Origin of the sequence: Collibacillus ludicampi, assembly GCF_023705585.1 — a bacterium.
GTDB classification, from domain to species: Bacteria; Bacillota; Bacilli; order Tumebacillales; family BOQE01; genus Collibacillus; species Collibacillus ludicampi.
The window spans coordinates 3,196,514-3,219,046 of sequence record NZ_BOQE01000001.1; the positions used below are offsets into that span (position 1 = coordinate 3,196,514).

Genomic DNA, 22,533 nt, shown 5'->3' on the forward strand with positions numbered 1-22,533 from the left:
ATCCCAGCGGGTAAGGTCTGGATCGGGACGGTGATGCCTCTACCGCAATAATTGAGGCTCTTGGCATTGGCTTTACTCTAAAAAAAGAGCCACCTAATCGGTGGCCAATAAAAGATGTAGGAGGCAACCAAAGCACAGGTAAAATGAAAAACGGCAATATATAGTATCGTTTGAACGCATGTAAGTTATTCGAAAAGATTCATAAAAAATGCCATCTAATCGGTGGCAAATGGATAGAAAGGGAGAGTTCTTTGCACGCATTAAAAAGTATCTCTAATCCACAGAAAAATATACAAGAGTAAAACCCCGTTCTTCTCGGCGTTGGGGACTGATTGGTTGAGGGTCAAGGGAAGCGACCTGTTCGATCCAGGTGCCCAAGAACATGGTTTCTGCACTGCCATGTCCTTACCGATCGAACCCAGAACGCTGAGATGAAATGGTGGCATAAAAAGAGCCACCTAATTGGTGGCTTGTGGAATGGAGGAGCCAAGTGCATGGCACAATTAGTAAAAGTATCGCCGTATCGACGGGGAAATAAACCTAAACGAGAAAGGTTGATTTGAGGTGAATAAGCAAAAGGTTGAGAGCAAGTCCGCACAGCCGGATATGTGTCGCGCGTGCGTGTGGGGACGGTGGGACGGGTTGAAGCAGTATTGTAGCAGGATACCGTGTGTCATTGAACGAGGGGAAGAAAATCGGTTAGATTTTAGGGAGCTGAGACGGATGATGAGTGAGTATCCGAGGGGAGAAAACAAACTCCTAGCAAGAACACTTCGCTAGGAGTTGTGGCACAATGTTGCCCGAGTGCGGAGAGCTGTCCTGCTTTATGAGCAGAGACGATATACTCTATGCAAAAGGATGTGTTCATATTCTTCTGAGTGAGTATCCAAAAAGAAAGAAAAGAAACTCCTAGGGAGGGCACAACACTAGGAGTTAGAGTAAAGAAATGCAAGTAGATGGAGAGCAGACTCTCAGTTTGAGGGGGACAATAAATTTTATGCAGAAGAATTCGTTCCTGTTTGAAACAAGTGACTATTGGTGTGTCGGAATTTGACGGAAAGTATTTGTAGGAAATATCTCTTGCCGAATATTGAGGCTGGAGGGGATTATATTGAGAGAAGCAGAGGCAAAAATAATCGAGTTTGTGAAAGGTCTATCAGAAAAAGAAGCAAAAGAACGTTTAGCAAAAATCTTTATTCTTGTATCGAGTATAGGATATGGCGGATATACCAAAGAGAAATGCTTCGATGATATCAGGAAAATGTACTTACAAGACGTAGCATTAAATGGAATATTCGAGAACGAAAAACTATAGCACCTCCGGGTGCTTTTTCTTTTGCACAAAAAGAACCACCGGCGAGGGTGGCGTATCACATGAAGAAATTTAAAACCGATTCTTTTATTGCCAAGAAGGGTGCTATACCTACAGCTAAAAACGCGAGAGTGATTCCGGTTAGAAAGTTGATAATAGGTTTCATGTGGGCCATCCCCTTTGGAAAATGTATTGTAATTAATATTACGTATACGAAATATATATGTCAAATAATTATTTGTTGGATAATAATTGTGAATTACTGTAAATCAACGGAATGAGCGCTTTAGAGGTTCGAAAAGAAGTGGCGGGACTCCTTGGCCACGGCCGCGATGATGTAACCAGAATCTATTTAAGTAGGTGATCATCTTGGTTTTCTTTTTGTTTCAGGATTTCTTGTAGCAGTTCGCGGATGGTTTCTGCACGACATGGGGATTTGCTATCATAAATGATGATTAAAGTCAAATCAGAATTTTTTAGAAACAAGAAGATAAAGATTGAATTTAAATGAATAATATATACAACCATTGATATCAGTATAAAATACATTTTTGAAAATACTAAAAATATACTAAAATATTAATAAAAATGGTTATTTTTGAATTTCAGGGCGTATGAAAGAGTTGATCAACAAGGGGGAGAACCGTCAGCCGAAAATACTGAACGCCCAGGTCTTTGTGATCTCTGATAGGAAGCTGGGGAAGAAGTGGCAGCATGGATCATACCGGAGGACGAAATCACCGTCGTTTCCTCTTTCAAGATCCGTCTGACCGCACCGATCCCGCCAGGGGAGATCATCACCTTACGGCTGGAGGCGCGGCGCTTTTCCCCCGAGGTCGGCGTCTTCCGTGGACATTGCAGTATGAACGGCAAGACCGTCGCCCACGCCAGCCTGACCATCGCCAAGGCCAAGCTGGACAAATACGTTGATGTCCCCTGGTAGGGGACGCCGGGAGGTACATCCTTATGAGCAATGTTCTCTATGAAAAACGCGATGGCGTGGCCTATGTCACCCTCAACCGCCCCGAGGCGATGAATGCCATTGACGAGGCCACCAACGCGGAACTGGAGGAAGTGTGGCGGGATTTCGCCGCCGACGATGCCGTGGATGTGGCCATTTTAACCGGCAGCGGGCGGGCTTTTTGCGCCGGCGCCGATCTGAAGACCTTTATCCCCAAGTGGGAGGGGGCCAACATGCTGGATGTCCGCAAGAATATCCCCCATGGCCTCGGCGGTGGGCTGACTCGTGGGCAGCACCGTATCTACAAGCCCATCATTGCCGCGATCAACGGCTATGCCGTCGGCGCCGGCCTGGAAATCGCCCTGGCCTGTGATATCCGCATCGCTTCCGAAAAGGCCAAATTCGGTGTCTTCGAGGTGCGCTATGGCCTGCACCAAGGCGATGGCGGCCTGGTCCGCCTGGTGGCGGTGGCCGGGGTCGGCGTGGCCCTTGATCTCACCCTGACAGGGCGGGAGGTCTCGGCCCAGGAGGCGCTCGCGCTAAGACTGGTCACCCGCGTCGTGCCGCCGGAAGAACTGATGCAGGCCGCCGAGGAGACGGCGCGCATGATACGGTGCAACAGCCGCAATGCCGTTCGGTCCGCCAAGGAGACCATCCTTGAACTGATCGGACGCCCACTGGACGACGCACTGAGGCTGGAGACGCTATACGGCTATTCGAGTCTAGGGGACTTCGCCGATGCCCGTGCAAGGCTCGCCCAGTTTGTAAAGAAATAGGCCCTGTACCAGCGAAGCTGACACCAGGGGCAAAGGTAGTGTCAATATTTTTGTCGTGGGGACGTTTATAAAAACTTATGATGATTTGTATTGATGTACAAAAACCTGGTGACTCCTTAGAGTAGGAAACATCAGGTTTTTTCTCGTATGTATTCGCTTAGCGTATATTTTCGTTAAAATGTTGGCGGTACCCCTATTACTACCCCAAAAGTTTCATGGATCGAAATAACGATGATTATATCGCAGGACAAAAGGAAATTAAGATTCTGAAAAACAAGGTAAAACAAATAACAAAATGAATGTGAAAAGCAAAAGGATTATATAGTTTTTAAAGCTGTAAACATCCAATTAGATCACCCCTAAATAATTCTATTTCAGCAAGGATTGTCTGAATTCGAGGGGATACCCAGATGGAGGTGGGGGAAATGTGGCAACGAGCAAGAAGTCCTGATCCGTTGAACTTTGGCTAGCGAGCGGCGGGAGGATGAAACTTAAAGAGATTGCCGATGCGCTTGGTGTTTCAGAGGATACAGTTCGAGGGTGAAAAGCCAAGGATGAGTTCGGAGAAGTATCAAGTCCCTTTTCAGATCATCAAGGAGTATGCAGCAAAGAACAAGTGGACGGAGAAGAGGAACAAACATCGTACTACCGACGAACAAAAAACAACTGAAAAAAAAGCGGAAATTTATAAGTGACGACATCGCCAAAGCGACTGCTCGTCATTTTTTTTGTCCGCTAAACTATTTGGATGTGATCAAGCGGGTCCTTTCGGCCTCTGACGAGTTATACCACTTTTATTCTCCCGTCTCTCTTATTAGAGGGAGGTGAAATTCATGTTGGAAGGGATCGGGCAGCTTGGGGGTAGAGGCGGAATAGGAGTTGTCATTCTGGGACTTATTGTTTGCTACTTTCTCCTTCAGTCGTGGAATGCAGGAGATCGGATTGGCGAAGAGAGCAATGACGTACGTTTCCGGCGCAAACACAATGACGATTAAGGGGAAGGGCACAGGATGGCTACGGTAAGAGGGGAAAAACGGAGAAAGAAACGCTTGCGTCAACGTAAGAGGAGACGGGGCAATGTCGAAATCCAGATTTTTCAACCCAGTTTCCGGGAACGAGACGATCCACGCCCCGGTTGGTTGGTGGCAGTCGGGGAATGGATTCCAAATAAAAGGAAAAGCAAGGAAAGGAGCGGAAAGTAAAGTGATTTTGGGTTTGGACTTAGGGTATGGATACGTAAAAGTCACCAGCGACGGGAGGACGGTCCATACGTTCCCTTCGATTGTGGGATCAGGGAAAGAACGCCAATTCTCGGGCCTCTTTGGCTCAGGTCGCGGACTTGACGAGATGGCGGTAGAAATCGACGGGAAGACCTACTATGTGGGGGAGCTGGCAGTGGCCGAGTCATATGATGCCAGCCGCGCTATTGATCGGAACAAAACCCATCACGAGGCCACCCGTGTTCTTGTGGCCGCTGCAATATTGTTGGCGCAGCCACCGGTCGGTGAACCGATCAAACTGTTCACTGGGTTGCCTCTGGAATATGTAAGAGAGCAGAAAGACGTTTTTGCTGCCACCCTTCAAGAAATGCGGTTCACAGCGAAAGGGACATCGGGACCTTTTCAGGGGGTGGAACGGGAGATCCGATTCGACACCGTGAAGGTTTTACCCCAAGCGATCGGTGCTGCCTATGCGGCTCTGATGGACGAGCAGGGGCGGCCTCGGTATCCCGAACTGGCTGTGGTAGAGGATCCGATGGCCCTGATCGACATTGGCTACCGGACGACGGACTTTACGGTGTTTCAGGTGCGGCCTCGCTTGCGTGTGTTGGAAGAACTGTCGGGAACCGTCGCGGTGGGAGCCCATACTGTCTATAACATGGTTCGCGCCGCGTTTCCGGAAATTCCGGAACGGGATGTGGAGTCGGCCGTGTCGAGAGAGAATATCTGGATCAACGGACGGACATTGGACTTACGAAGAGAAGTGGCAGAGGTTAGAAAGTCGGTTGCCAAGACAATCGCTGACGAGGTGAAACATCGGTGGAGTGATCGAATGGGCCGGATTCGGGTGGTGTTCTTGGCCGGTGGAGGAGCGAAACTTCTGCAGTCAGAACTTCAGACGCTGCATCCGGATGTGCGGTTGGTACCCGTGCCACAAGGAGCCAATGCTCTCGGGTTTTGGTTGATGGGTCGCATGGCTGAAATTCCAAAAGAAACGGCGGGGCCTCCCAGGCTGATGGTGCCGCAACAGGCATAAGAACTCATCCAACAAGGAGGGGAGAGTTCGATGGAACATAGGCAGGATCAATGGGCGTATCGACTTCTATGCGAGTACATTGAAACGCGGAAGAGACTACGGGCATACCATCAGGAGTTGACGCAGCGGATCAACCAGGGGGAAGAGTTGCTAAGAGGCGAACGTGAGTGGGTCGGGAGCATGCTGCATGAGTCAACGGAGGTGATACCGAAAATTGCCACGTACTGTTCGGTAGATCAGCTGGAGCCACGTGAACGACGCATGGTGCTGCGACTCCAACGACTTGCGCATGGAAAAAAATCGAAGGTACAGCTCTGGGATAACGAATGGATGCAACGGCTTCCCGACCAAAGAGATTGGGAGGAAGAGCTGATCGCTAGACTGGATGGCGAAGAGTCGGAAGGAAAGATCAGCGTTTCTCTTTCGAATCTAGCTGAGAGACAGCGGGAAGCGATCGAAATGCTCGCTTCTGGAATGTCCTATTCCGATGTGGCTGAGATGATGTGTATCGCGAAAGGAAGTGTATCCAAACACCTACAGCTGGCTCGAAAAAAACTTGCCAGTGGTGCGCAGTTAGAGTGGTGCATAGATTAGCGTTTTCAATCTATTACGAAAATCGTCTGAGAAATCCTTGATGCTTTTTCAGAGAGGAGAATTGCAGCAGATGAAAGTTGACGATATTGGGGTAATCCACATACACGCACAAAAAGAGAATCATGATGATGCATATATCGTGGCGAATCGCACGGCATTGAAAAAACTAAAGGACTTGATTGATGGGGCCTTGCAAAAAGGAAAATCATGTGGAGAATTTATGCCGCAAGACGGAGAATGCTTTGATCTCTATATCATTGTGGATGATTCGGATTGGCAATCAGAATCTTGGAAACGCAGAGCGTTGCCGTATACCGATGAGATTGCCTCACATCCTCATAGAAAAGATGTTGTCTATCCTTGGATGGACACAAAACCTTCAGCACGATAAACCGAACACCTATTTTTTCTTTCTCCCTCTCCTCTTAATGGGTGAATACCCAGGAAAGGAGAGGATTTTTATTGCCATCAGCTGCAACATGTCGGGTCTGTCATAGGCCCTTGCGGAGTATGCTCAGTGTTCTTCAAGGTGTAGGACCTGTCTGCTCGAAAAAGGTCCGGCAGGCCCTGGAACAGATTCTCGAGCGGGTCATCCGCGGCGAGGCCGAGCCTGAAGACCAGATTGCCTATGCCATGTCTCCGGAGGAGCGCCAGCGGGCGGTCGAGGCCCAGGTAAGGCGGGCTTACCTGGAACAATTGCGTCAAAATCGGCGTCCTACCCGGGAGCCGGTGACGGTGGAGGTGGAGGTGGAAAGCAGGACCCGAGGGATCAGCCGGGAGCCCACTACGGTAGAGTGGATTGACCGCGATCATGCCTGGGTGCATTCCCAGCGCGGGGGACGATATCAGGTCACCGAACACGCATGTACCTGTCCTGACTTCACAATCCGTCGCTCTCGGGACCCGGAGCTGGCGCGGGAAGGTTGCCGGCATATGCAGGCCCTGCGTTTGGCTCGGGAAGAAGTACGTGAGCGCCGGAGACAAGCGATGCGAATAGCCCGGATGCGAACACAGCAAGCAACGGCATCGATTGTGGTGAATCAGACCCATGAAGAAAACCATCCTACCTTTGCACAGATTGACTGGACCGTCGAAGCGGAACGGGATCGTGTTCTGGACATTTGGTGCCGGAACCGGGAATGGGACGGCGTATTCATCAGCCGGGATGATGTGGCGTGGGAAGCGCTACAGGAGCAAGCTCGGCAGGAGTGGGAGTACAGGTACGAAAATGTTCTGGGAGGCACCGGGAACACCTTTGGCATCGAGATTGAGGTACAGTTTGACAATAGCTCCTCTAGGGAACGGGCGTTGAGGGAACTGTACAATGAGGGTCTGACGATTGGCCCGCAAATGCGCGGGTATCACTCTGGCGACGGGAACGGGTTCTGGAAACCGGAACGCGACGGATCGTTGGGTACATATGGGGGCGAGTTCGTGTCTCCCGTGCTGAATGACGATCCGGAATCCTGGAAACAGATCGAGCGGGTGACGGAAATCCTGCGTCATCACGGGGCTTATGTCGATGACCATTGTGGTGGTCACATCCATCTGGGGATTGCGCCGTTAGACCACCGGACGTACTCCTGGCAACGCTTGGCCCGAATCGGGGTTGGATATGAGAAACAGCTTTACCGCATGGGAGGGGCCAATTCGGATCAATATCGGAGCACGGGTAGACCCGGTCAGCATCGCGGTTCCCACTATGCAAAGCCTCTGCCGAGAGGTTTGAGCTTCAACGGAAATATAACGGCTGCGGAAGCGCGGCGTCGCATCAGCAACGGAAGCCGTTACACGATTTTCAACACGACGAACATTGACCGCACGAGCGGCCGACCCGCGATTGAGTTCAGGTATCCGAACGGCACGCTGGACCATCGGCAAATTCAGGCGCAGATCCAGGTGGCCAATGCCATCCTGCACCAGGCAGCGGTGATCCGAAACGGTTCTCCGCAGTCGGATTTCACTCCTCGATTTAGTGAAGAAAACAAACATGCCAGATTGACCGATTATCTTACACCAGAAGCGGAGGAAAAGAATTTTCGTCAGTTTCTGGATGTCCTGGCGAATCCGCAAGATCGTCTGGCTGCAACATGGCTATGGTTGCGCGGACGATATTGACAATAGAAAAGTATATTTTTATACTATAGAAAAACAAAGCGGTATTCGAAAGAATAAAAGGAGGGGTGTCTTATGGTCAACATCGAGGAACGGAGACACTGGTTGGAGGACGGGCAGGAGCCAACCCTGCCGTACTATATTGAATTTGCTGACGGTCGGAGGGGGGAAGCGGCCAACCCTTCCCGTCTGATGGACCTGATCATCCACGAGTATTTCAGCGACGTGGATGATCCGCACACTTTTTATCTCCTGGGCGTGAAATGCCTGCGGGACATCGCGTCGGGACCGTTGGCCATGATGGGAGTACGGGCTACTGTGTACGACGGCGTGGGGCCTTTCTATGACTCGGCGATCAGCCGGTATAAGGATGAGGTCGATGAGGAAAGTGAACTTGAGTTTCAGAACCCCGACGATCCTGTGATGCTGGACGGATGGGATCCGTGGACAGTCGTCGCGAGTCTGATCAAGGCCGGGTATATCAAGGTGTGCGAGAAGTATCCGACCTGGAGCGGCGAAGGACCGGTGCGAAAGAGAAAATGCGACGGTTGTGTGTTTCGTGAAGAGGTCTTCGAAGACGAGAAAGGAAAATGGATCTATTGCTCGTCGTGGGAAATGGAGCTGGGGTTTGAGAACGCGGGCCACAATTGCCCGTACATCACGCATGGTACACCCTATGAAGATTACCACGAGGTAAAGCCTGAAGAATTGCCGGACCCAGCCACCTGGAAACCAGATTGGGTTCCAATTTCTAATAGGAAGAAGGAGTATATCGGGTTTCGGAGGCAAAAATAAGCGGAAATGAAGGAAGGGAGAACGCCATGCCACTATACTTTGCCTATGGCTCCTGTATGAACCAGGCCGATCTTGCTCGGAGTGAGCCGAGGGCTGTTTATCTCGGCCCTGCCGTGCTCCGTAACTATCGCTTGGCGTTCTCCCGGTACTCTACATATAGGGGAGGTGGTGTAGCAGACATCGTTCGCGAACCGGGTGAGTTTGTCGAAGGTGTACTGTACGAGGTAGATGATTTTCACGCACTCGACCGACGAGAAGGGGCACCATTTGTCTACCGGCGAAGAAAAGTCCGGGTGTACCCTGAAAGTCTTGGCGGCCGATGGCGGTGGGCGTGGACCTATGAGGTCGTCGAAAAATCCCCGGTGGAGATCGCGCCGTCTTGGGAGTATGCGTTGCTCATATGGGAAGGTGCTAGGTCGCTCAGTTTGGAGTATCGAAGGAAGCTTAAAGAAAATCTTTTAAGAAAGGATAGGGTGAAATTCAATGACGAAACAAGATTTGATTGCGAAAGTGGCACTAAAGTCTGGCTTGAGTAAAAAAGATGCAGCGGCAGCCGTCGATGCGGCATTAGATTCCATTTCGGAAGCGCTGGCTGCGGGCGACAAGGTGACGCTCGTAGGATTTGGTGCCTTCGAGATTCGGGAACGGGCGGCGCGTACGGGCAGGAACCCGCAAACAGGAGAGACGATTGAGATACCGGCCGGTAAGGTTCCTGCCTTTAAACCTGGGAAGGTACTCAAAGAGGTTTGCAAGACGGCTTAACTTCATCGGTGAAAAGCAATGAGCGATATTCGTGTATATGCTCACGAGATCCCACAGTGTATGACAATTGAACTGAGTGAAGTAGAAAGGTGTATGTTCGCCAATCTACTCACCAGCTTTAGAATCAGTGTAGATGTAGCAGGTGATACGTTTCAGCATTTGTATCGTCTTGGTCTTGAACGAATTTATAAGGAATACGTGAAAGACAAGCGCTGTGTGGGTCAAGAATACTAAAATTTTTCTCTCGCCCCCTTTTGTTAGTGAAAGGGGTTTTTCTTTGATCCGAAAACTGACCAGTACAATTCTTTGGATTCTGCTGGCATTAGGGGCCTTGGGGAGTCGGGACGATTGCTCGGATCTCCACACCGAATCCATCCGAAACAGCCGTTGTTCATGATGATCATGCGGAAACAGCTATCGCGATCCACGCTGCGAAAGTCTGGCTCACCTTGACTAAGGGGAGACGGCGGAACAACGGAAAAAAACCGTAGAGGAGTATTGGCCTGATCTTGATCTCCAAGGATGGGTGCCTCCATCGCAGAATCAGACACCTCGGGAGATGTATGCTCAGCAAGTGTCTCACCCCGCATCCAATTTCTCGGTCGTATCAGTGGAAGCATGGTGTGAGGTATCAGAAGGGCAGGCGCTGCAGATTCGTCATCTTGTGCTAAATGTTCCGGTGCTCCGAACGGACTCGGGAGCCTTGATGATCACGGCACCGCCAACAATCGTTCCGCCTCCGGCCCTGGGGCAAAAACCGCCTTCGACGGCGAAGAATGCGCCGCAGGATGTCTATGACGTGGCCAAGCCGTTCATCAGTGACTTCATGCGGATCTATTTGACTTCGTCGAATGCAGCGGATCTAGCGAATATGGTCGTTCCGAATACAACGATCCAACCGATGGGCGGTTTCGTCCAGTTCCGGCAGGTAGCCAGCCTGAACATCCATGACCTAGGCAAGGGACACTATGAGGCGGTGGTGATAGTCAACGTCCAGGATCCAGCCACGCAGACGATGTTGCCGGAGCAGTTTCTGGTGGATTTTTTGAAAGACGACAAAGGACATTTGGAGGTCGAGAAAGTTTGGCAGCACTAAGATCGGTGATGCTTTTGGGACCCATGGGCGTTTGAAAGACCACCACGGCCCGCGTAATAGAACAGCGTTATGGATATCGTTGTTACTCGTTAGCCGAACCCGTGCGTCGGGTGGTGGAAGCCGCTTTTCCCTGGCTGAATGGGGAACCGAAATCCGTCCGCCGGACATATCTGCAACAGGCGGGAAAGTTCCTACGAAAATTTCATCCGAATCCCATTCTGTATCATGCGGAAACAACGATTCGAACCTGCTATCGCCCTTTGATCATCGACGATGGCCGAACGCTGGAAGAGGCGAAATGGGCATTGGAACGGGACATGGCTGTGATTGTCCTGACCTGTCGGGAGGAGCGCATGTCCCGGCTTTTGGAACGGGATGGTACGTTACCGGATTTGCGGACTTTTCGGGAAAGACGGAGCAGGAGTGGATGAAAGTCGAAGCAACGCAGGTGGATACCACCTTTCTTTCTCCCGAAGAGGTCGCTGCATACGTGCTTGAACTGGTGAAAGAGAGGAAACAAGAATGCTTGCGAAACTAAACGCCCAGAAACGGTTGCACTGGATCAATCGACGAGGATTCCGCAAGGAATAGGTGGGGTGCCAGGGTAAGGGGGGAATGGAGGTGATGGAATGATTTATAAAACTCATCACGTGGCCGCACTCATTGGTGCCGAGTTGTGGTTAATACACACGCACCAGCCGGTTCTCACATGGCAGACAGCGGTGGCTCTATTAGGCGCCTACTTCGCCGGACCGGCGGCCGACGTAGATCAACCCCAGTCCTATGTGGGACAGAGGATATGGCCACTTGCAATAGCGTTAAGTGGGCTGGGAATCCGACATCGGACCCTGACCCACTCACTTTTGTTTCTGGCTGGTTTGTGGGGAGTGTTGCAACTCCTGCCTTTGTCGGATATGATCCGTTGGGCTATATGGATTGGCTATGCAAGTCACCCGCTGATAGATCTGTTCAACGAGGAAGGGGTCGAACTCCTGTGGCCATTACGCATTCGGGTGCGCTTGTTGCCGAGGTTTCTATCCATCCCTGTAGAGTCATTTGCCGAAACCTTGCTGAGAGGAGTGATGACCCTGTGTAGTTTCTGGTTACTGACACTGTATCTGCACCCCGTTGTCACGAAGTTGCCATTGCTAAGACCTATAACAGACGGAATCATCCAATTGATGCCGTCTGCTATTCAAACTTTTATTAATAAATGAGAGATAAATGAGAGGTGAATATACATGCCAACAACCGGAATTGGCCCTATTGACAACTTAGGTAAGCTGATCCTGAGTATTTTCGTTATACTTCTGTTTGTTATGATGGGTGGCCGATTAATCAAAATGCTTCACCGTCACGAATACGCCCAATTGGTTTCCACTCTCATGCTATTTGGCATTGCTTTGTGGTTTATTATTGACCCCGCCAGCCTGATCAACATCTTCAAGTCGATCTTCAGCGGCGCAGCAGGTAAGCTGGGTGGCGGCGGTGGCGGAGCCGGAACAGGACAGTGATAAAATATGGCCTATCGTACGTATCGGAACCTGTATCGTATCCGTCCGTCCCTGTCCTCGATCGGGCAGGGGCGGTACCGAATCCGATTGCCTCGGGGTATGCAAATTACGGGAGATACCGCGATCCTCACGGCTGTCTTATGGTTGCCGTGTTCGATCACTGTTGGACCTTTCCTCAGTTACTATATTCCTCTCGGTCCTTTCCTCCTGGGCCTTGGTGTAGCCGGAATTATTGGCTACCAGCTGAGTAAGCTGGATCCGGCGGGAAAAACCGTGGTGCTTTACTTGTATGACTTTGTGAGATACCTGTTTCGCTCAAAGGTTCATGACGGCTGGGAATCTCGCCCGAATCCGAAAGGACGACCGGAATCGGTCTCGTGGAGTGCGCGGGTGTCTCTCGTAGAAGATGGTCGGGTCGCCAGTCTGCCAGCGAAGGGCCGGGTGACACAGCTGGAGTTGAGGGTGCCAGCGCACGTGAAGGTGAAAAAAGGAGAGGTGATCATACAGCACAGGGGAAAACGCTTGTCTCCGGGGTGGTATGAGATCACGGAAGGGAAGGTCATGCCGAAACGTCTACCGCCAAAATTAAAGAGAAGCTAATATTCTCCCTCTTTGCTAATAAGTGGAGGGGGAGTAGGGGTCAAGGGTACGCCTCGCCTCCACCACTGAACCCCCTGCATTATACTCAATGTCGTAAGTCCCGTCGTTTTCGGGATTTGGCAGAACGAAAATGCGTTCGATAAATTCAGCGAGTACCTGCTTCTTATCTTTATCGTCTGAGGATTGAAGCAGGGCTTTTTTATTTTCATGACCTGGAGAATACGGCTTTCTCCCGCGCTTCATTTATACATTTTTTCTCTCCACCATTCATACCTCTTTTTACCCGTTCAGCCAGATTAAATATTCCTTATCGTTATTAGAAATTCTCAACCGACTTGGTTGTTCTATAGCAATCCTATCTTTTCTGATGTACCGCTCCGCGTGTTCAGCGATTGTGAACCCGTTTTTACGTATAATAGCGCACTCATCTGAATTAATTGACGAGTCAGATTTTTGTGTGATAGAATTTTAACTACACGTAAATTTATCCATACTTATTAAGGTTTTATTAAGAAAATATGTGAATGAAGGGTGAGAGAGGAAAGCGGTAACGTACCTAAAAAGACACGCTTCTTATCTCTTCGTTTTTCACGAAAGGAGGGGGTCTCATGGTGGAAATGGGGAAAGGGGCGGTCGTGGAGGCGCCGATCGATCAATTGTTGGTAGAAAAACTTGCGGATCCGCAAACGATTGAGAAACTGGTTCGCCTACTCGACAAGCTCGAGCATGTAACGTTTCTCCTCGATATGTTAGAAAATTTCCTTCGTCGCGGGCCTGAAATCGCTGATTCAATCAACGATCTCGTCGTTACTTTACGAGAAAGCTTGTCCAAGCCCGAATACGTTTCGCGCTTTGAGCTCGCCTTTACCGCCGTGCGTCGAATGCAGGAGTTTCTCGATTCACCTCAAGTTCAAGAGTTATTCAAATCCGATGTCCTTGACGTGCGTTCGGTACAAATGCTTGGAAAAGTGTCTCGTTCTATGATCCAAGCCTCTACAGAAACGGCACAGACAGGCATAAAACGGGTGGGGCTTCTCGGACTCATGCGGACATTGGGTGATCCGGAGGTGCAACCGGCGCTCAATTTTGTTCTCAATTTCGCGAGACATATATCGAAGGAGCTTGCCGATGCATGAACTGTCCATCGCCCATAGCTTGGTTGAGATAGCCGTCGAAACAGCAGAAAATGCGCGGATGAAACGGGTAAAAGCCCTTTACTTGAAACTCGGTGCCTTGTCAGGTGTGGTCAAAGAAGCCTTGGAATTTTCCTTCGATGTGGTCATCCAGGGGACGCCTCTTGAAGGGGCGAGGCTTGTGATTGAGGATGTTCCTGTAAAAGTATTCTGTCCTGATTGCCAAGAAGCGCATAAGTTGCCTGAACCGTTTCCTATGCGATGCCCTGTGTGTGGAACGAGAACAGGTCAAGTGCTCGAGGGGCGCGAGTTGGAATTATATTCCTTGGAGGGAGGCGAAGGAGATGCAGCAGATGACGCTAAACCCCCGAATTGTTGAAATTCGCCAGAACGTCCTTAAGAAAAACGATCTCCTTGCTCGGGAGTTACGAAAGCGGTTTCGTGAGACCGGTGTCTACGTCGTCAATTTGGTCTCAAGCCCGGGAGCGGGAAAAACGACGCTGCTTACAGAAATGTTGACTCGCCTTGGTGAACGGTATGGTGTGGCAGCGTTGGTCGGTGATTTAGCCACAGAAAACGATGCGGAACGTTTGCGTCAAAGCGGAGCGAAAGTACGTCAAATCACCACGGGTACAGTTTGTCACCTTGAGGCGGACATGATTGAAAGATCCTTAGAAGGATGGAACTTAGAAGATATCGATTTTCTCTTTATCGAAAACGTTGGCAATCTCGTATGTCCTGCGAGTTACGATTTAGGGGAAAATCAGCGCGTTGTTCTCTTTTCTGTGACGGAAGGCGAAGACAAGCCGGTGAAATATCCTACCATCGTGAACAGCGCCGATGTGGCGGTTATTACCAAGATTGACTTGGCCGAAGCGGTGGGATTTCAACGGGATCGTTTCAATGAAGCGTTGAACGAGGTAAGACCAGGTATCCCCATTCTTGAAGTTTCTGTCCGCACGGGAGAAGGGATCGACGAGTGGATATCCCGTTTGGAGGCTGCCAAAGAAGCGTTCGAAAAAACGGTCGGTTCCTCGTAATCGATCATCCAATCGATACAACAATTCGCATCACATTTGACTCATAGAACTCGTGTTTTTGGAGGTGGAGGAAGTGGCGAATGTCCTTTGGATGCACGGCGGTGCGTGCAATGGAAACACCCAATCGTTTTTAAATGCTGAAGAGCCGACAGTGATTGATTTAGTCACTGATTTCGGTATCAATATCCTCTATCATCATTCTTTGTCTATGGAATTCGGCGACCAAGTGCGCCGTTTGTTCGATCAAATCCTAAATGACGAAATCCCGTTAGATATCTTTGTTGTTGAAGGGACGATCATTCAAGGGCCGAATGGAACGGGGCACTACGACATGCTCATGGATCGCCCGAAAAAAGATTGGATATGGGAATTCGCCCAAAAAGCCCAGTTTGTTGTTGCTATCGGCGATTGCGCATGCTGGGGCGGGATACCGGCGACGAAACCGAATCCGTCAGAATCGATAGGCCTCCAATATTTGAAGGAGGAACGTGGCGGATTTCTCGGATCCCATTTCCGTTCGAAAGCGGGATTGCCGGTGATCAATATTCCCGGTTGCCCGGCACACCCCGACTGGGTTTCGCAGATTCTCGTCGCTGTTGCCACTGGTCGCGTGGAAGACGTCCAGTTAGACGATTTGCAACGGCCGCAAACGTTCTTTAAGTCATTTACCCATACCGGGTGCACGCGTAATCAATACTTTGAATGGAAGGAGCCAGTGGAAGAGTTCGGGCAGGGTACGCGGAAAGGTTGCTTGTTCTATGAACAAGGTTGCCGGGGTCCGATGACCCATTCGCCGTGCAACCGGATTCTCTGGAACCGTCAATCTTCGAAGACCCGGGCTGGAATGCCCTGCATCGGCTGTACGGAACCTGAGTTCCCCTTCTTCGATTTGGCGCCGGGTACGGTTTTCAAGACACAAAAGGTTCTTGGATCCATTCCTAAGGAAGTGCCGACAGGATACGACCCGTTAAGCTACTCCGTCAATGCGGCAATGGCCCGGGCGGTGGCACCAAAATTGGCGAAGGAAGATATGTTCGTTCCATAAACAGATAAGAATCCAGGATGATAAACCCCTACATGTCTCTTTTACAGGGAAAATCATTTTAAAAGGTGGGGTGCGTGAGTATGAAGAAGCAAGAAGTTATATCGAAAAGCAAAAAAAAGGAAATTAAAGTCCACTCGCTAGGGCGGGTGGAAGGTGACTTGGACGTCAAAGTGACGATCGAAGATGGAGTCGTTGTTGATGCTTGGACGGAAGCCACCATGTTCCGCGGTTTTGAGATGATTTTAAAAGGGAAAGATCCACAAGCAGGTCTGATTGTTACCCCTCGGATTTGCGGCATTTGCGGCGGTAGCCATCTTACCAAGGCGGTCTATGCCTTAGACACAGCCTGGAACACGGAAGTACCGCCTAACGCTACTCTTATTCGCAACATCGGCCAGGCAGTGGAAACGCTTCAGTCCATTCCTCGTTGGTTTTATGCCTTATTCGCCATCGGTCTGACTCATCAAAACTACGCTTCCTCTAGATTGTACGATGAAGTGGTTCGCCGTTGGGCGCCATTTGAAGGCGAACATTATGAGATCGGCGTCACTGTTTCGGCCAAGCCAGTGGAAATTTACGCGATCTTCGGGGGGCAGTGGCCTCATTCCAGCTTCATGGTTCCCGGGGGTGTGGTAAGTGCGCCGACGTTGTCCGACGTTACTCGGTCCATTTCGATTTTGGAATATTTCCGTGAAAATTGGTTGGAGAAAATCCTCCTCGGTTCGTCTATTGAACGATGGCTGGAAAACAAGACTTGGGAAGACGTCCTCGCGTGGCTCGATGAAAAACCTGAGCATCGTAATTCCGCCCTTGGTTTATTCATTCGTTACAGCATGGAAATCGGCTTAGCCAAATACGGGGCAGGTCCGGGACGTTATTTGGCGGTAGGGAACTTTTTCCATTCACAAAAATATCGCTATCCGACCATTGAAGGACGTAACGCTGCGTTATTTGCTCGTTCCGGGGTATTTGACGGGGAGGAATATCACGATTTTGATCAATCCCGCATACGGGAAGACCACACGCATTCTTTCTACCGTGGCAGTGGCTCCCTCCACCCCTTTGAAGGGGTAACCGATCCTATTGATCCGGTAGAGGGCCAAAAAGAAGGTAAGTATACGTTTGCCAAGGCGCCTCGGTATGATCTTCCGGGTGTCGGAGAGATTTCGTTAGAGGTTGGGCCGTTGGCTCGACAAGTGATAGCCGGTCGGCCGGGTGCGGAAGAGTGGCAAGATTACGATCCCCTCTTTTTAAATATCATCAAGGAAGTCGGTCCGAATGCTTTGGTGCGTGTACTGGCACGTTTGCACGAAGCTGCGAAGTACTATTTGCGCGTACGGGAATGGCTTAAGCAAATCGATCTAAATGAGAAATTTTATATTAAGCCAACAGAACTTCCTGAAGGGCGCGGTTTTGGAGCTACCGAAGCAGCACGTGGTGCGTTGGCCGACTGGATTGAAATCAAAGACGGGAAGATCGAAAACTATCAAGTAGTAACTCCGACGGCGTGGAACATCAGCCCGCGGGATCGTTTCGGCAAGCGAGGTCCTATTGAGACGGCGATGATTGGCGTACCCATCAGAGATCCCGAAAATCCGGTCGAATTGGCTCACATTGCGCAAAGTTACGATTCGTGCCTCGTCTGCACCGTTCATGCTTACGACGCCAAGTCGCATAAAGAATTAGCCAAATACGAGGTTGTGAAGTTTTAAGGGGCAGTGACGTGACTGCTCGCAAACGCGGGTCGTTATCATACCGGTTACGTTTGTAGAAGGAGGAATCGATGTGACCGTCATTATTGGATGCGGCAATTTACTCCGCAGCGACGACGGCGCGGGCCCCATGCTGATCCGCAAATTATGGGAACTTGGAGTTCCCCCAGGAGTGCGCTTGGCCGATGGTGGAACCGCTGGCATGGATGTGGCCTTTCAAATCGGGGATGCAGAGGAACTCATCCTCGTTGACGTCTGTGAGACAGGAGCCGAACCGGGCACCATTTATGAACTCCCTGGAGAAGAAGTGGAGACACCTCCACTAAAAGACGTAAACCTCCACGATTTTCGATGGGATAACGCCATCGCCTTGGGACGTTGGCTACTTAAAAGTCGTTTTCCGAAGAAAGTGACGGTCTTCCTCATCGAAGCAGAAAACTTGTCGCACGGTTTTGGCTTGTCTTCCACGGTGGAAGCGGCAATTGAACGTTTGGCGAATGAGCTGCTCCAGCGATTGGGAGGAATAGTGAGTGAAACTTGAACTTACTTCAACAGGTTATCTCCATATATCTGCCGAAGAAGCGGCACGGTTCCCTACGGGAACCGTCATCGTTTTAGTACGCGGTGAAGAATTGTGGCTCATGCCGATGAGTCATTCAGGGGCAGGGGGATTATTGTTAAAAATTCGTAATTCCCACGGTGACCGAAGTGTGTTTGTACAAGATCTTTTGCCGGAAGGTGTGCCACCAGGGTTTCGCGACGCAGTATGGGATGATAGGTTCGGAGCGATTCGCATTCCCCTATTGCGTTCAAGAACCACAGCGTAGTTTTAATTATGGTTTTGTTTTCAGAGAAAAAGGGGAAACGTGCTGCGGCCGCAACCGATCGGTGTTTTTCCTGGAACGGCAGGTTTTTTCTATTACCGTCAGTTCCGGAAGGAGACAATATATTGCCGCTCCTCCTCCGCGGCTATCTTCCCGACATTTGGCCGGAGCGCTGGCGTTTTTTTGCTGCGGCAGTTGAGGGTAGAAGCGAGGATGACATTGTAGCGTTGTTACCGCAAGACCCAGAAGGCATTTATAACCGTTTTATTCTGGATCCGCAAGTCCACACGTATGCTTTGGCCAAAGAAGCGCTTGCAGGGGATGTCTCCCTTCTCTTAGACGCGGTGGCGTGGCGTCTCGGTTTATGCGAGACGCCCCCGCCGTTTGATAACACCGACGGGGAAGTACGGGCGTTTCTGTTAGCCACTCAGGCGTATGACGCATTAAACCAAAACGATTGGTCAACTGGGCTTGAGATCCTTTTGGAGGCGGCGGAAACAGTCAGGGATGTCTCTCCCGTTTTTTCGTCCCGACTCTATGCCGAATGGGCGGCGACAAAACAGATGCTTGGCGATCACGGACAGGAAACGGTAGAGGGATATCGCAGCGCCCTTGCGCTATTAGAGGCATCTTCCTTTCAGGAAGCCCGGGCAGAGCTGTGGTTTCAATTGGGCACCGCGTACCAAGCCGATGCAGAGGGACGGAAGGGTCCCCTCTTGGAAGCGGTCAAGTGTTACCAAGAGGTGCTGAAAGTGTATCGAAGAGACACTCATCCAGAAGGATATGCCATGGTTCATATGAATTTGGCTTTGGCCTATCTAGCCATGCCGTCTTTCGATCGTGGCGCCCGTTTGCGTACTGCAGTGTCCATTCAATCACTGCGAGAGGCCTTGCGCATTTTCCAAAAGGACACACATCCGGAGCTTTGGGCGAGCGCAACAGTCAATCTCGCCAACGCGTTACAGCATGTGCAAACGTCCCACCCGGAGGATAACCTTTGGGAAGCCGTGGCACTTTATGAAGACGTGCTTGCTGTACGGCGTCCTGAGGACGATCCCATGGGGTATGCCCGTGTCTTAGCCAATCAAGGAAATGCCTTGGCTCATTTGGGTGCGTTTTCCCGAGCGGTACCTCGGTTAGAAGAGGCTAGTCACCTTTTTCGCGCACAAGGGGAATACGATGCAGCAGAGGCTGTAGAGGACATATTAGCCGAAATTGCCCGCAAACGGAAGGAAACAACATCGAACGAGTAAATTTGAGGCGGGCAAGTACAAAAGGTGCAATCAATGGAGGGGAGGGGTGTATCTTGGATCTACATGAACAGCAATACGTCAACCTTTTGTTGGTCATGGCCGTCGAACGCTTTAGTGAACGCATTATCCATCGCAACGAAGGGGCACAAAACGCGTTACATCGGCTCCGCGCGAATCCTCAAGGAGATGGTGTGTGGCTGAGTGAATTCGTGGACGCGTTTTTCCGCGATGCACTCCTTGATAATCCTGCTGGGTCGTGCTTGATTCTACAAGCGTTGGCCAACCAGCGCGTAAACGATCCTTCTCACATTCTTGAACGCGCCACCGTCGGGGAGGTGCTGCAAGAGATGGCCAAACAAACCTTCGCCACCTTGTTGCAGCAAAAAACCGAAGAAACACTCGAGCAAACCTTGGCTTTTGGAGGTGAATGACGATGAAAGTCCAGCAGGAGGACTTCCAAGCTTTGGCAGAACGTGTGGATCGGGTGTTGGACTCGATTAAAGAGCTACCGGAGGATGGACGCATGAAGGCGATGGAGTTAAAAGAGGCCATCGAAGCGTTTCATGAATATGCCCTCAGAAAACTCGTCCGTACGTTTCGTGAAACGGACGCAGGCAATGAGTTGTTGTACAAAGCTGTGGAAGACCCTGCCATATACGCCATGCTTTTCATGCACGGTATCATAAAACAAGACCTGTTTACCCGTGTTGCTGCGGTGCTCGAAGAAGTGCGCCCCTATATGCGTTCTCACGGTGGCGATGTGGAGTTGGTTAAAGTTGAAGGGGAGACTGTCTATGTCCGCCTTCAAGGTGCCTGCTCCGGTTGTTCCATGTCAGCTTTGACGTTGAAAGACGGGGTCGAGGAAGCGATCAAAGCGCGTATTCCGGAAATTCAATCTGTCGTCATGGCGGAAGAGGAGGTGGCATCCGGCTACTTGCCGTTACATGTTATCGATGATGCAGGTAACCTGGAACAAAGTGGCTGGTTGAAAGGTCCGTCTATCTCGGAAATGGAAGAAGGAAGACCGTTCCGCTTTGCCCGCGAGAAGTGCGACATCTTTTTGGTGCGCATCGATGGCAAGGTGATGGCATTTCGCAATCAGTGTCCCCATTTGGGCATGTCTCTCGACGGGGGACTTGTCGACGGATCTTCCATTATCTGTCCAGGGCACGGCTTCCGTTTCGATTTATCAACCGGGGAATGCATGACAGCACCCTATGTGCAGTTGGAACAGTTTCCGGTACGTGTGGAGGACCAGCGGGTATGGGTACGGTTAAGTTGACCGCTCACCCCGAGCGTTGGTTGGGTGGACCAGCTCCCGGCGGCCTCGTACTCCCCTCGGCTCGGCCAGACCGGATCCATCTTTACGCCCCGAGGGGAGTGTATGTGGACGATGACGTCGTCGTGGTGGCTGATAGCGGCAACCATCGAGTGCTCATTTGGTACGGTTGGCCCGAGAACGATCACGCCCCGGCGGACGTCGTTTTAGGACAGGCCGATTTTGAAGCAGAGGGGCCCAAATTGTTTCACCTCCCAACCGGTGTGGCGGTGATCGAAGGACGGTTGTTTGTCGCGGACGCATGGCACCATCGTATTCTGATCTGGGAAGCGCTTCCGAAAAAAAACAACCAACCGCCCGATCATGTCTTGGGTCAGTCTGATCTGGAGAGCACTGCCCCTAATCGAAATGGGGAAGTCAGCCCGACGGGATTTTATTGGCCATACGGTTTTGCCTACGTCAATGGCTGGTTTTACGTTGCCGATACGGGCAACCGCAGGGTTCTGGGATGGAAGGGCATCCCTGAAGACGGTCGCGTTCCCGATCTTATTCTCGGTCAACCTCATGGTTACATTAACGGTGAAAACCGAGGAAAGGGTGTGGGGATGGACACGTTTCGCTGGCCTCACGCTCTCGCCGGCGATGGAAGGACGTTATATGTCGCCGATGCAGGAAATCATCGCGTCCTCGGCTATACGCCTCCTCCAGACGTGGACCGGCCAGCCGATTTGGTTCTCGGGCAAAAAGACTTCACGAAGTCGTTTGAACTTCCCCACGTCCCCCAGGGCCCCAGGCGATTCCGTTTTCCTTACGGCATCGCGTTATGCGGCGATCTTCTTGCGGTGGCCGATACGGCTAACAGTCGCATTCTTCTTTATACTGAGTTGCCGCGAAAAGGGGCGTATCACCCCGCCTCATACGTCATCGGCCAAACCGATTTCGATGGATCGGGAGAAAATCGTTGGGAGGCGGTTGCATGGGACACTTTATGTTGGCCTTATGGAATTTGGTGTCATAAGGATCGTTTGGCTATCGCCGATTCGGGGAACAACCGCGTCATCGTGTGGCACCTCGGATTGGAGAAGGTCTCGAATTGAACAAATATTGAATACAAAATGAGGAGGAACACGCCCATGTGCTTAGCTATTCCAGGGCAAATTGTGGAACTTCTCGACGGTGATCATCATTACGCCATGGTCGATGTTTCCGGTGTGCGGCGGAAAATTAACATTGGCCTCCTGAAAAATGAAGGAACCAATCTTGGCGATTGGGTGCTCATCCACGTCGGATTTGCCATGAGCAAGATCAGCGAAGAACAAGCGGTCGAGCAACTGAGATTGCTCCGCATGTTAGGTGAATCGGACGAAGCCATGCAGGAGGTAATGGGTTATCAATTTGATGAAGAAAATCACGTGAAACTTTCAACGTGCAAGTCCTCAACTGAAAAAGGGAAAGAAGGATGAAGG

The 22,533-nt window shown here is 50.7% G+C and carries 28 protein-coding genes and 2 pseudogenes; all 30 read left to right on the top strand.

The genetic code is table 11. The annotated features are described in order from the left end of the window. Positions 1-1,111: 1,111 nt before the first annotated feature. The 30 genes and pseudogenes from DNHGIG_RS16235 to DNHGIG_RS16375 all read left to right on the top strand — a co-directional run bounded on the left by DNHGIG_RS16235 (position 1,112) and on the right by DNHGIG_RS16375 (position 22,530). Positions 1,112-1,315 carry a hypothetical protein gene (locus tag DNHGIG_RS16235; RefSeq protein ID WP_282200568.1) on the top strand — a complete coding sequence of 68 codons (204 nt, stop codon included), beginning with the start codon at positions 1,112-1,114 and terminating at the stop codon, positions 1,313-1,315. Between the two features lie 703 nt (positions 1,316-2,018). After that, positions 2,019-2,255 carry a hotdog fold domain-containing protein gene (locus DNHGIG_RS16240; RefSeq protein WP_282200569.1) on the top strand — a complete coding sequence of 79 codons (237 nt, stop codon included), beginning with the start codon at positions 2,019-2,021 and terminating at the stop codon, positions 2,253-2,255. A 23-nt stretch (positions 2,256-2,278) separates the two neighbouring features. After that, the gene (locus tag DNHGIG_RS16245; protein ID WP_282200570.1) at positions 2,279-3,049 is read left to right on the top strand and encodes an enoyl-CoA hydratase/isomerase family protein; all 771 of its coding nucleotides are present in this window, start codon (positions 2,279-2,281) and stop codon (positions 3,047-3,049) included. A gap of 469 nt (positions 3,050-3,518) precedes the next feature. Next, positions 3,519-3,593: pseudogene (locus DNHGIG_RS21080) on the top strand (phage terminase small subunit-related protein); the annotation flags it as partial. A 289-nt stretch (positions 3,594-3,882) separates the two neighbouring features. After that, complete coding sequence (locus DNHGIG_RS16250; protein WP_282200571.1) at positions 3,883-4,044, top strand: hypothetical protein; 162 nt, start codon at positions 3,883-3,885, stop codon at positions 4,042-4,044. A gap of 82 nt (positions 4,045-4,126) precedes the next feature. Beyond that, positions 4,127-5,305 (top strand): ParM/StbA family protein, encoded by a 1,179-nt coding sequence (locus DNHGIG_RS16255; RefSeq protein ID WP_282200572.1) that lies wholly within the window; start codon positions 4,127-4,129, stop codon positions 5,303-5,305. Between the two features lie 30 nt (positions 5,306-5,335). After that, entirely contained in the window at positions 5,336-5,899 is a 564-nt protein-coding gene (locus DNHGIG_RS16260; RefSeq protein ID WP_282200573.1) for an RNA polymerase sigma factor, read from the top strand. 70 nt (positions 5,900-5,969) lie between these two features. Then, the gene (locus DNHGIG_RS16265; protein WP_282200574.1) at positions 5,970-6,290 is read left to right on the top strand and encodes a hypothetical protein; all 321 of its coding nucleotides are present in this window, start codon (positions 5,970-5,972) and stop codon (positions 6,288-6,290) included. Between the two features lie 41 nt (positions 6,291-6,331). Beyond that, positions 6,332-8,017, top strand: a complete 1,686-nt coding sequence (locus tag DNHGIG_RS16270) for an amidoligase family protein (protein WP_282200575.1) — start codon at positions 6,332-6,334, stop codon at positions 8,015-8,017. A 72-nt stretch (positions 8,018-8,089) separates the two neighbouring features. Further along, the gene (locus DNHGIG_RS16275) at positions 8,090-8,809 is read left to right on the top strand and encodes a hypothetical protein (protein WP_282200576.1); all 720 of its coding nucleotides are present in this window, start codon (positions 8,090-8,092) and stop codon (positions 8,807-8,809) included. A 26-nt stretch (positions 8,810-8,835) separates the two neighbouring features. Further along, entirely contained in the window at positions 8,836-9,345 is a 510-nt protein-coding gene (locus DNHGIG_RS16280; protein WP_282200577.1) for a gamma-glutamylcyclotransferase family protein, read from the top strand. Continuing rightward, positions 9,293-9,571, top strand: coding sequence for a non-specific DNA-binding protein Hbs (gene hbs, locus DNHGIG_RS16285; protein ID WP_282200578.1), 279 nt, complete (start codon positions 9,293-9,295; stop codon positions 9,569-9,571). The genes DNHGIG_RS16280 and hbs overlap by 53 nt, the downstream gene beginning before the upstream one ends. A 60-nt stretch (positions 9,572-9,631) precedes the next feature. Continuing rightward, positions 9,632-9,805: a hypothetical protein gene (locus DNHGIG_RS16290; protein ID WP_282200579.1), complete on the top strand. Its 174-nt coding sequence runs from the start codon at positions 9,632-9,634 to the stop codon at positions 9,803-9,805. A 238-nt stretch (positions 9,806-10,043) separates the two neighbouring features. Next, positions 10,044-10,667, top strand: a pseudogene (locus DNHGIG_RS16295) (conjugal transfer protein); the annotation flags it as partial. Between the two features lie 298 nt (positions 10,668-10,965). Further along, positions 10,966-11,205 (top strand): hypothetical protein, encoded by a 240-nt coding sequence (locus DNHGIG_RS16300; protein ID WP_282200580.1) that lies wholly within the window; start codon positions 10,966-10,968, stop codon positions 11,203-11,205. 91 nt (positions 11,206-11,296) lie between these two features. Then, on the top strand, positions 11,297-11,884 hold the full coding sequence (locus DNHGIG_RS16305; protein WP_282200581.1) for a metal-dependent hydrolase: 588 nt from the start codon (positions 11,297-11,299) through the stop codon (positions 11,882-11,884). A 24-nt stretch (positions 11,885-11,908) separates the two neighbouring features. Next, positions 11,909-12,181 (top strand): hypothetical protein, encoded by a 273-nt coding sequence (locus tag DNHGIG_RS16310; protein ID WP_282200582.1) that lies wholly within the window; start codon positions 11,909-11,911, stop codon positions 12,179-12,181. 6 nt (positions 12,182-12,187) lie between these two features. Next, positions 12,188-12,781 carry a TcpE family conjugal transfer membrane protein gene (locus DNHGIG_RS16315; protein WP_282200583.1) on the top strand — a complete coding sequence of 198 codons (594 nt, stop codon included), beginning with the start codon at positions 12,188-12,190 and terminating at the stop codon, positions 12,779-12,781. Positions 12,782-13,389: 608 nt separating this feature from the next. Next, entirely contained in the window at positions 13,390-13,917 is a 528-nt protein-coding gene (locus DNHGIG_RS16320; protein ID WP_282200584.1) for a helical membrane plugin domain-containing protein, read from the top strand. Beyond that, positions 13,910-14,293, top strand: coding sequence for a hydrogenase maturation nickel metallochaperone HypA (hypA, locus tag DNHGIG_RS16325; RefSeq protein ID WP_282200585.1), 384 nt, complete (start codon positions 13,910-13,912; stop codon positions 14,291-14,293). The genes DNHGIG_RS16320 and hypA overlap by 8 nt, the downstream gene beginning before the upstream one ends. Next, complete coding sequence (gene hypB, locus DNHGIG_RS16330; protein WP_282200586.1) at positions 14,259-14,954, top strand: hydrogenase nickel incorporation protein HypB; 696 nt, start codon at positions 14,259-14,261, stop codon at positions 14,952-14,954. Before hypA ends, hypB begins: the two co-directional genes overlap by 35 nt. A gap of 73 nt (positions 14,955-15,027) precedes the next feature. Continuing rightward, on the top strand, positions 15,028-15,999 hold the full coding sequence (locus DNHGIG_RS16335) for a hydrogenase small subunit (RefSeq protein WP_282200587.1): 972 nt from the start codon (positions 15,028-15,030) through the stop codon (positions 15,997-15,999). 80 nt (positions 16,000-16,079) lie between these two features. Then, the gene (locus tag DNHGIG_RS16340; protein ID WP_282200588.1) at positions 16,080-17,711 is read left to right on the top strand and encodes a nickel-dependent hydrogenase large subunit; all 1,632 of its coding nucleotides are present in this window, start codon (positions 16,080-16,082) and stop codon (positions 17,709-17,711) included. Between the two features lie 73 nt (positions 17,712-17,784). Beyond that, positions 17,785-18,252, top strand: a complete 468-nt coding sequence (locus DNHGIG_RS16345; RefSeq protein WP_282200589.1) for a hydrogenase maturation protease — start codon at positions 17,785-17,787, stop codon at positions 18,250-18,252. Continuing rightward, positions 18,242-18,538 carry a hydrogenase maturation protease gene (locus DNHGIG_RS16350; RefSeq protein ID WP_282200590.1) on the top strand — a complete coding sequence of 99 codons (297 nt, stop codon included), beginning with the start codon at positions 18,242-18,244 and terminating at the stop codon, positions 18,536-18,538. Before DNHGIG_RS16345 ends, DNHGIG_RS16350 begins: the two co-directional genes overlap by 11 nt. A gap of 122 nt (positions 18,539-18,660) precedes the next feature. After that, complete coding sequence (locus DNHGIG_RS16355; protein ID WP_282200591.1) at positions 18,661-19,788, top strand: tetratricopeptide repeat protein; 1,128 nt, start codon at positions 18,661-18,663, stop codon at positions 19,786-19,788. Between the two features lie 53 nt (positions 19,789-19,841). Continuing rightward, positions 19,842-20,219: a hypothetical protein gene (locus DNHGIG_RS16360; RefSeq protein WP_282200592.1), complete on the top strand. Its 378-nt coding sequence runs from the start codon at positions 19,842-19,844 to the stop codon at positions 20,217-20,219. Between the two features lie 2 nt (positions 20,220-20,221). Next, positions 20,222-21,070: a NifU family protein gene (locus DNHGIG_RS16365; RefSeq protein WP_282200593.1), complete on the top strand. Its 849-nt coding sequence runs from the start codon at positions 20,222-20,224 to the stop codon at positions 21,068-21,070. Continuing rightward, positions 21,052-22,164 (top strand): NHL repeat-containing protein, encoded by a 1,113-nt coding sequence (locus tag DNHGIG_RS16370; RefSeq protein ID WP_282200594.1) that lies wholly within the window; start codon positions 21,052-21,054, stop codon positions 22,162-22,164. Before DNHGIG_RS16365 ends, DNHGIG_RS16370 begins: the two co-directional genes overlap by 19 nt. Before the next feature lie 36 nt (positions 22,165-22,200). Then, positions 22,201-22,530 carry a HypC/HybG/HupF family hydrogenase formation chaperone gene (locus tag DNHGIG_RS16375; protein ID WP_282200595.1) on the top strand — a complete coding sequence of 110 codons (330 nt, stop codon included), beginning with the start codon at positions 22,201-22,203 and terminating at the stop codon, positions 22,528-22,530. Positions 22,531-22,533: the final 3 nt, after the last annotated feature.

Coding starts and splice junctions, on each gene's coding strand:
- DNHGIG_RS16245 (WP_282200570.1), top strand. CDS start 2,279: ATGAGCAATGTTCTCTATGAAAAACGCGATGGCGTGGCCTATGTCACC.
- DNHGIG_RS16250 (WP_282200571.1), top strand. CDS start 3,883: ATGTTGGAAGGGATCGGGCAGCTTGGGGGTAGAGGCGGAATAGGAGTT.
- DNHGIG_RS16255 (WP_282200572.1), top strand. CDS start 4,127: ATGTCGAAATCCAGATTTTTCAACCCAGTTTCCGGGAACGAGACGATC.
- DNHGIG_RS16260 (WP_282200573.1), top strand. CDS start 5,336: ATGGAACATAGGCAGGATCAATGGGCGTATCGACTTCTATGCGAGTAC.
- DNHGIG_RS16265 (WP_282200574.1), top strand. CDS start 5,970: ATGAAAGTTGACGATATTGGGGTAATCCACATACACGCACAAAAAGAG.
- DNHGIG_RS16275 (WP_282200576.1), top strand. CDS start 8,090: ATGGTCAACATCGAGGAACGGAGACACTGGTTGGAGGACGGGCAGGAG.
- DNHGIG_RS16280 (WP_282200577.1), top strand. CDS start 8,836: ATGCCACTATACTTTGCCTATGGCTCCTGTATGAACCAGGCCGATCTT.
- hbs (WP_282200578.1), top strand. CDS start 9,293: ATGACGAAACAAGATTTGATTGCGAAAGTGGCACTAAAGTCTGGCTTG.
- DNHGIG_RS16290 (WP_282200579.1), top strand. CDS start 9,632: ATGACAATTGAACTGAGTGAAGTAGAAAGGTGTATGTTCGCCAATCTA.
- DNHGIG_RS16300 (WP_282200580.1), top strand. CDS start 10,966: ATGGGCATTGGAACGGGACATGGCTGTGATTGTCCTGACCTGTCGGGA.
- DNHGIG_RS16305 (WP_282200581.1), top strand. CDS start 11,297: ATGATTTATAAAACTCATCACGTGGCCGCACTCATTGGTGCCGAGTTG.
- DNHGIG_RS16310 (WP_282200582.1), top strand. CDS start 11,909: ATGCCAACAACCGGAATTGGCCCTATTGACAACTTAGGTAAGCTGATC.
- DNHGIG_RS16315 (WP_282200583.1), top strand. CDS start 12,188: ATGGCCTATCGTACGTATCGGAACCTGTATCGTATCCGTCCGTCCCTG.
- DNHGIG_RS16320 (WP_282200584.1), top strand. CDS start 13,390: ATGGTGGAAATGGGGAAAGGGGCGGTCGTGGAGGCGCCGATCGATCAA.
- hypA (WP_282200585.1), top strand. CDS start 13,910: ATGCATGAACTGTCCATCGCCCATAGCTTGGTTGAGATAGCCGTCGAA.
- hypB (WP_282200586.1), top strand. CDS start 14,259: ATGCAGCAGATGACGCTAAACCCCCGAATTGTTGAAATTCGCCAGAAC.
- DNHGIG_RS16340 (WP_282200588.1), top strand. CDS start 16,080: ATGAAGAAGCAAGAAGTTATATCGAAAAGCAAAAAAAAGGAAATTAAA.
- DNHGIG_RS16365 (WP_282200593.1), top strand. CDS start 20,222: ATGAAAGTCCAGCAGGAGGACTTCCAAGCTTTGGCAGAACGTGTGGAT.
- DNHGIG_RS16370 (WP_282200594.1), top strand. CDS start 21,052: ATGGGTACGGTTAAGTTGACCGCTCACCCCGAGCGTTGGTTGGGTGGA.
- DNHGIG_RS16375 (WP_282200595.1), top strand. CDS start 22,201: ATGTGCTTAGCTATTCCAGGGCAAATTGTGGAACTTCTCGACGGTGAT.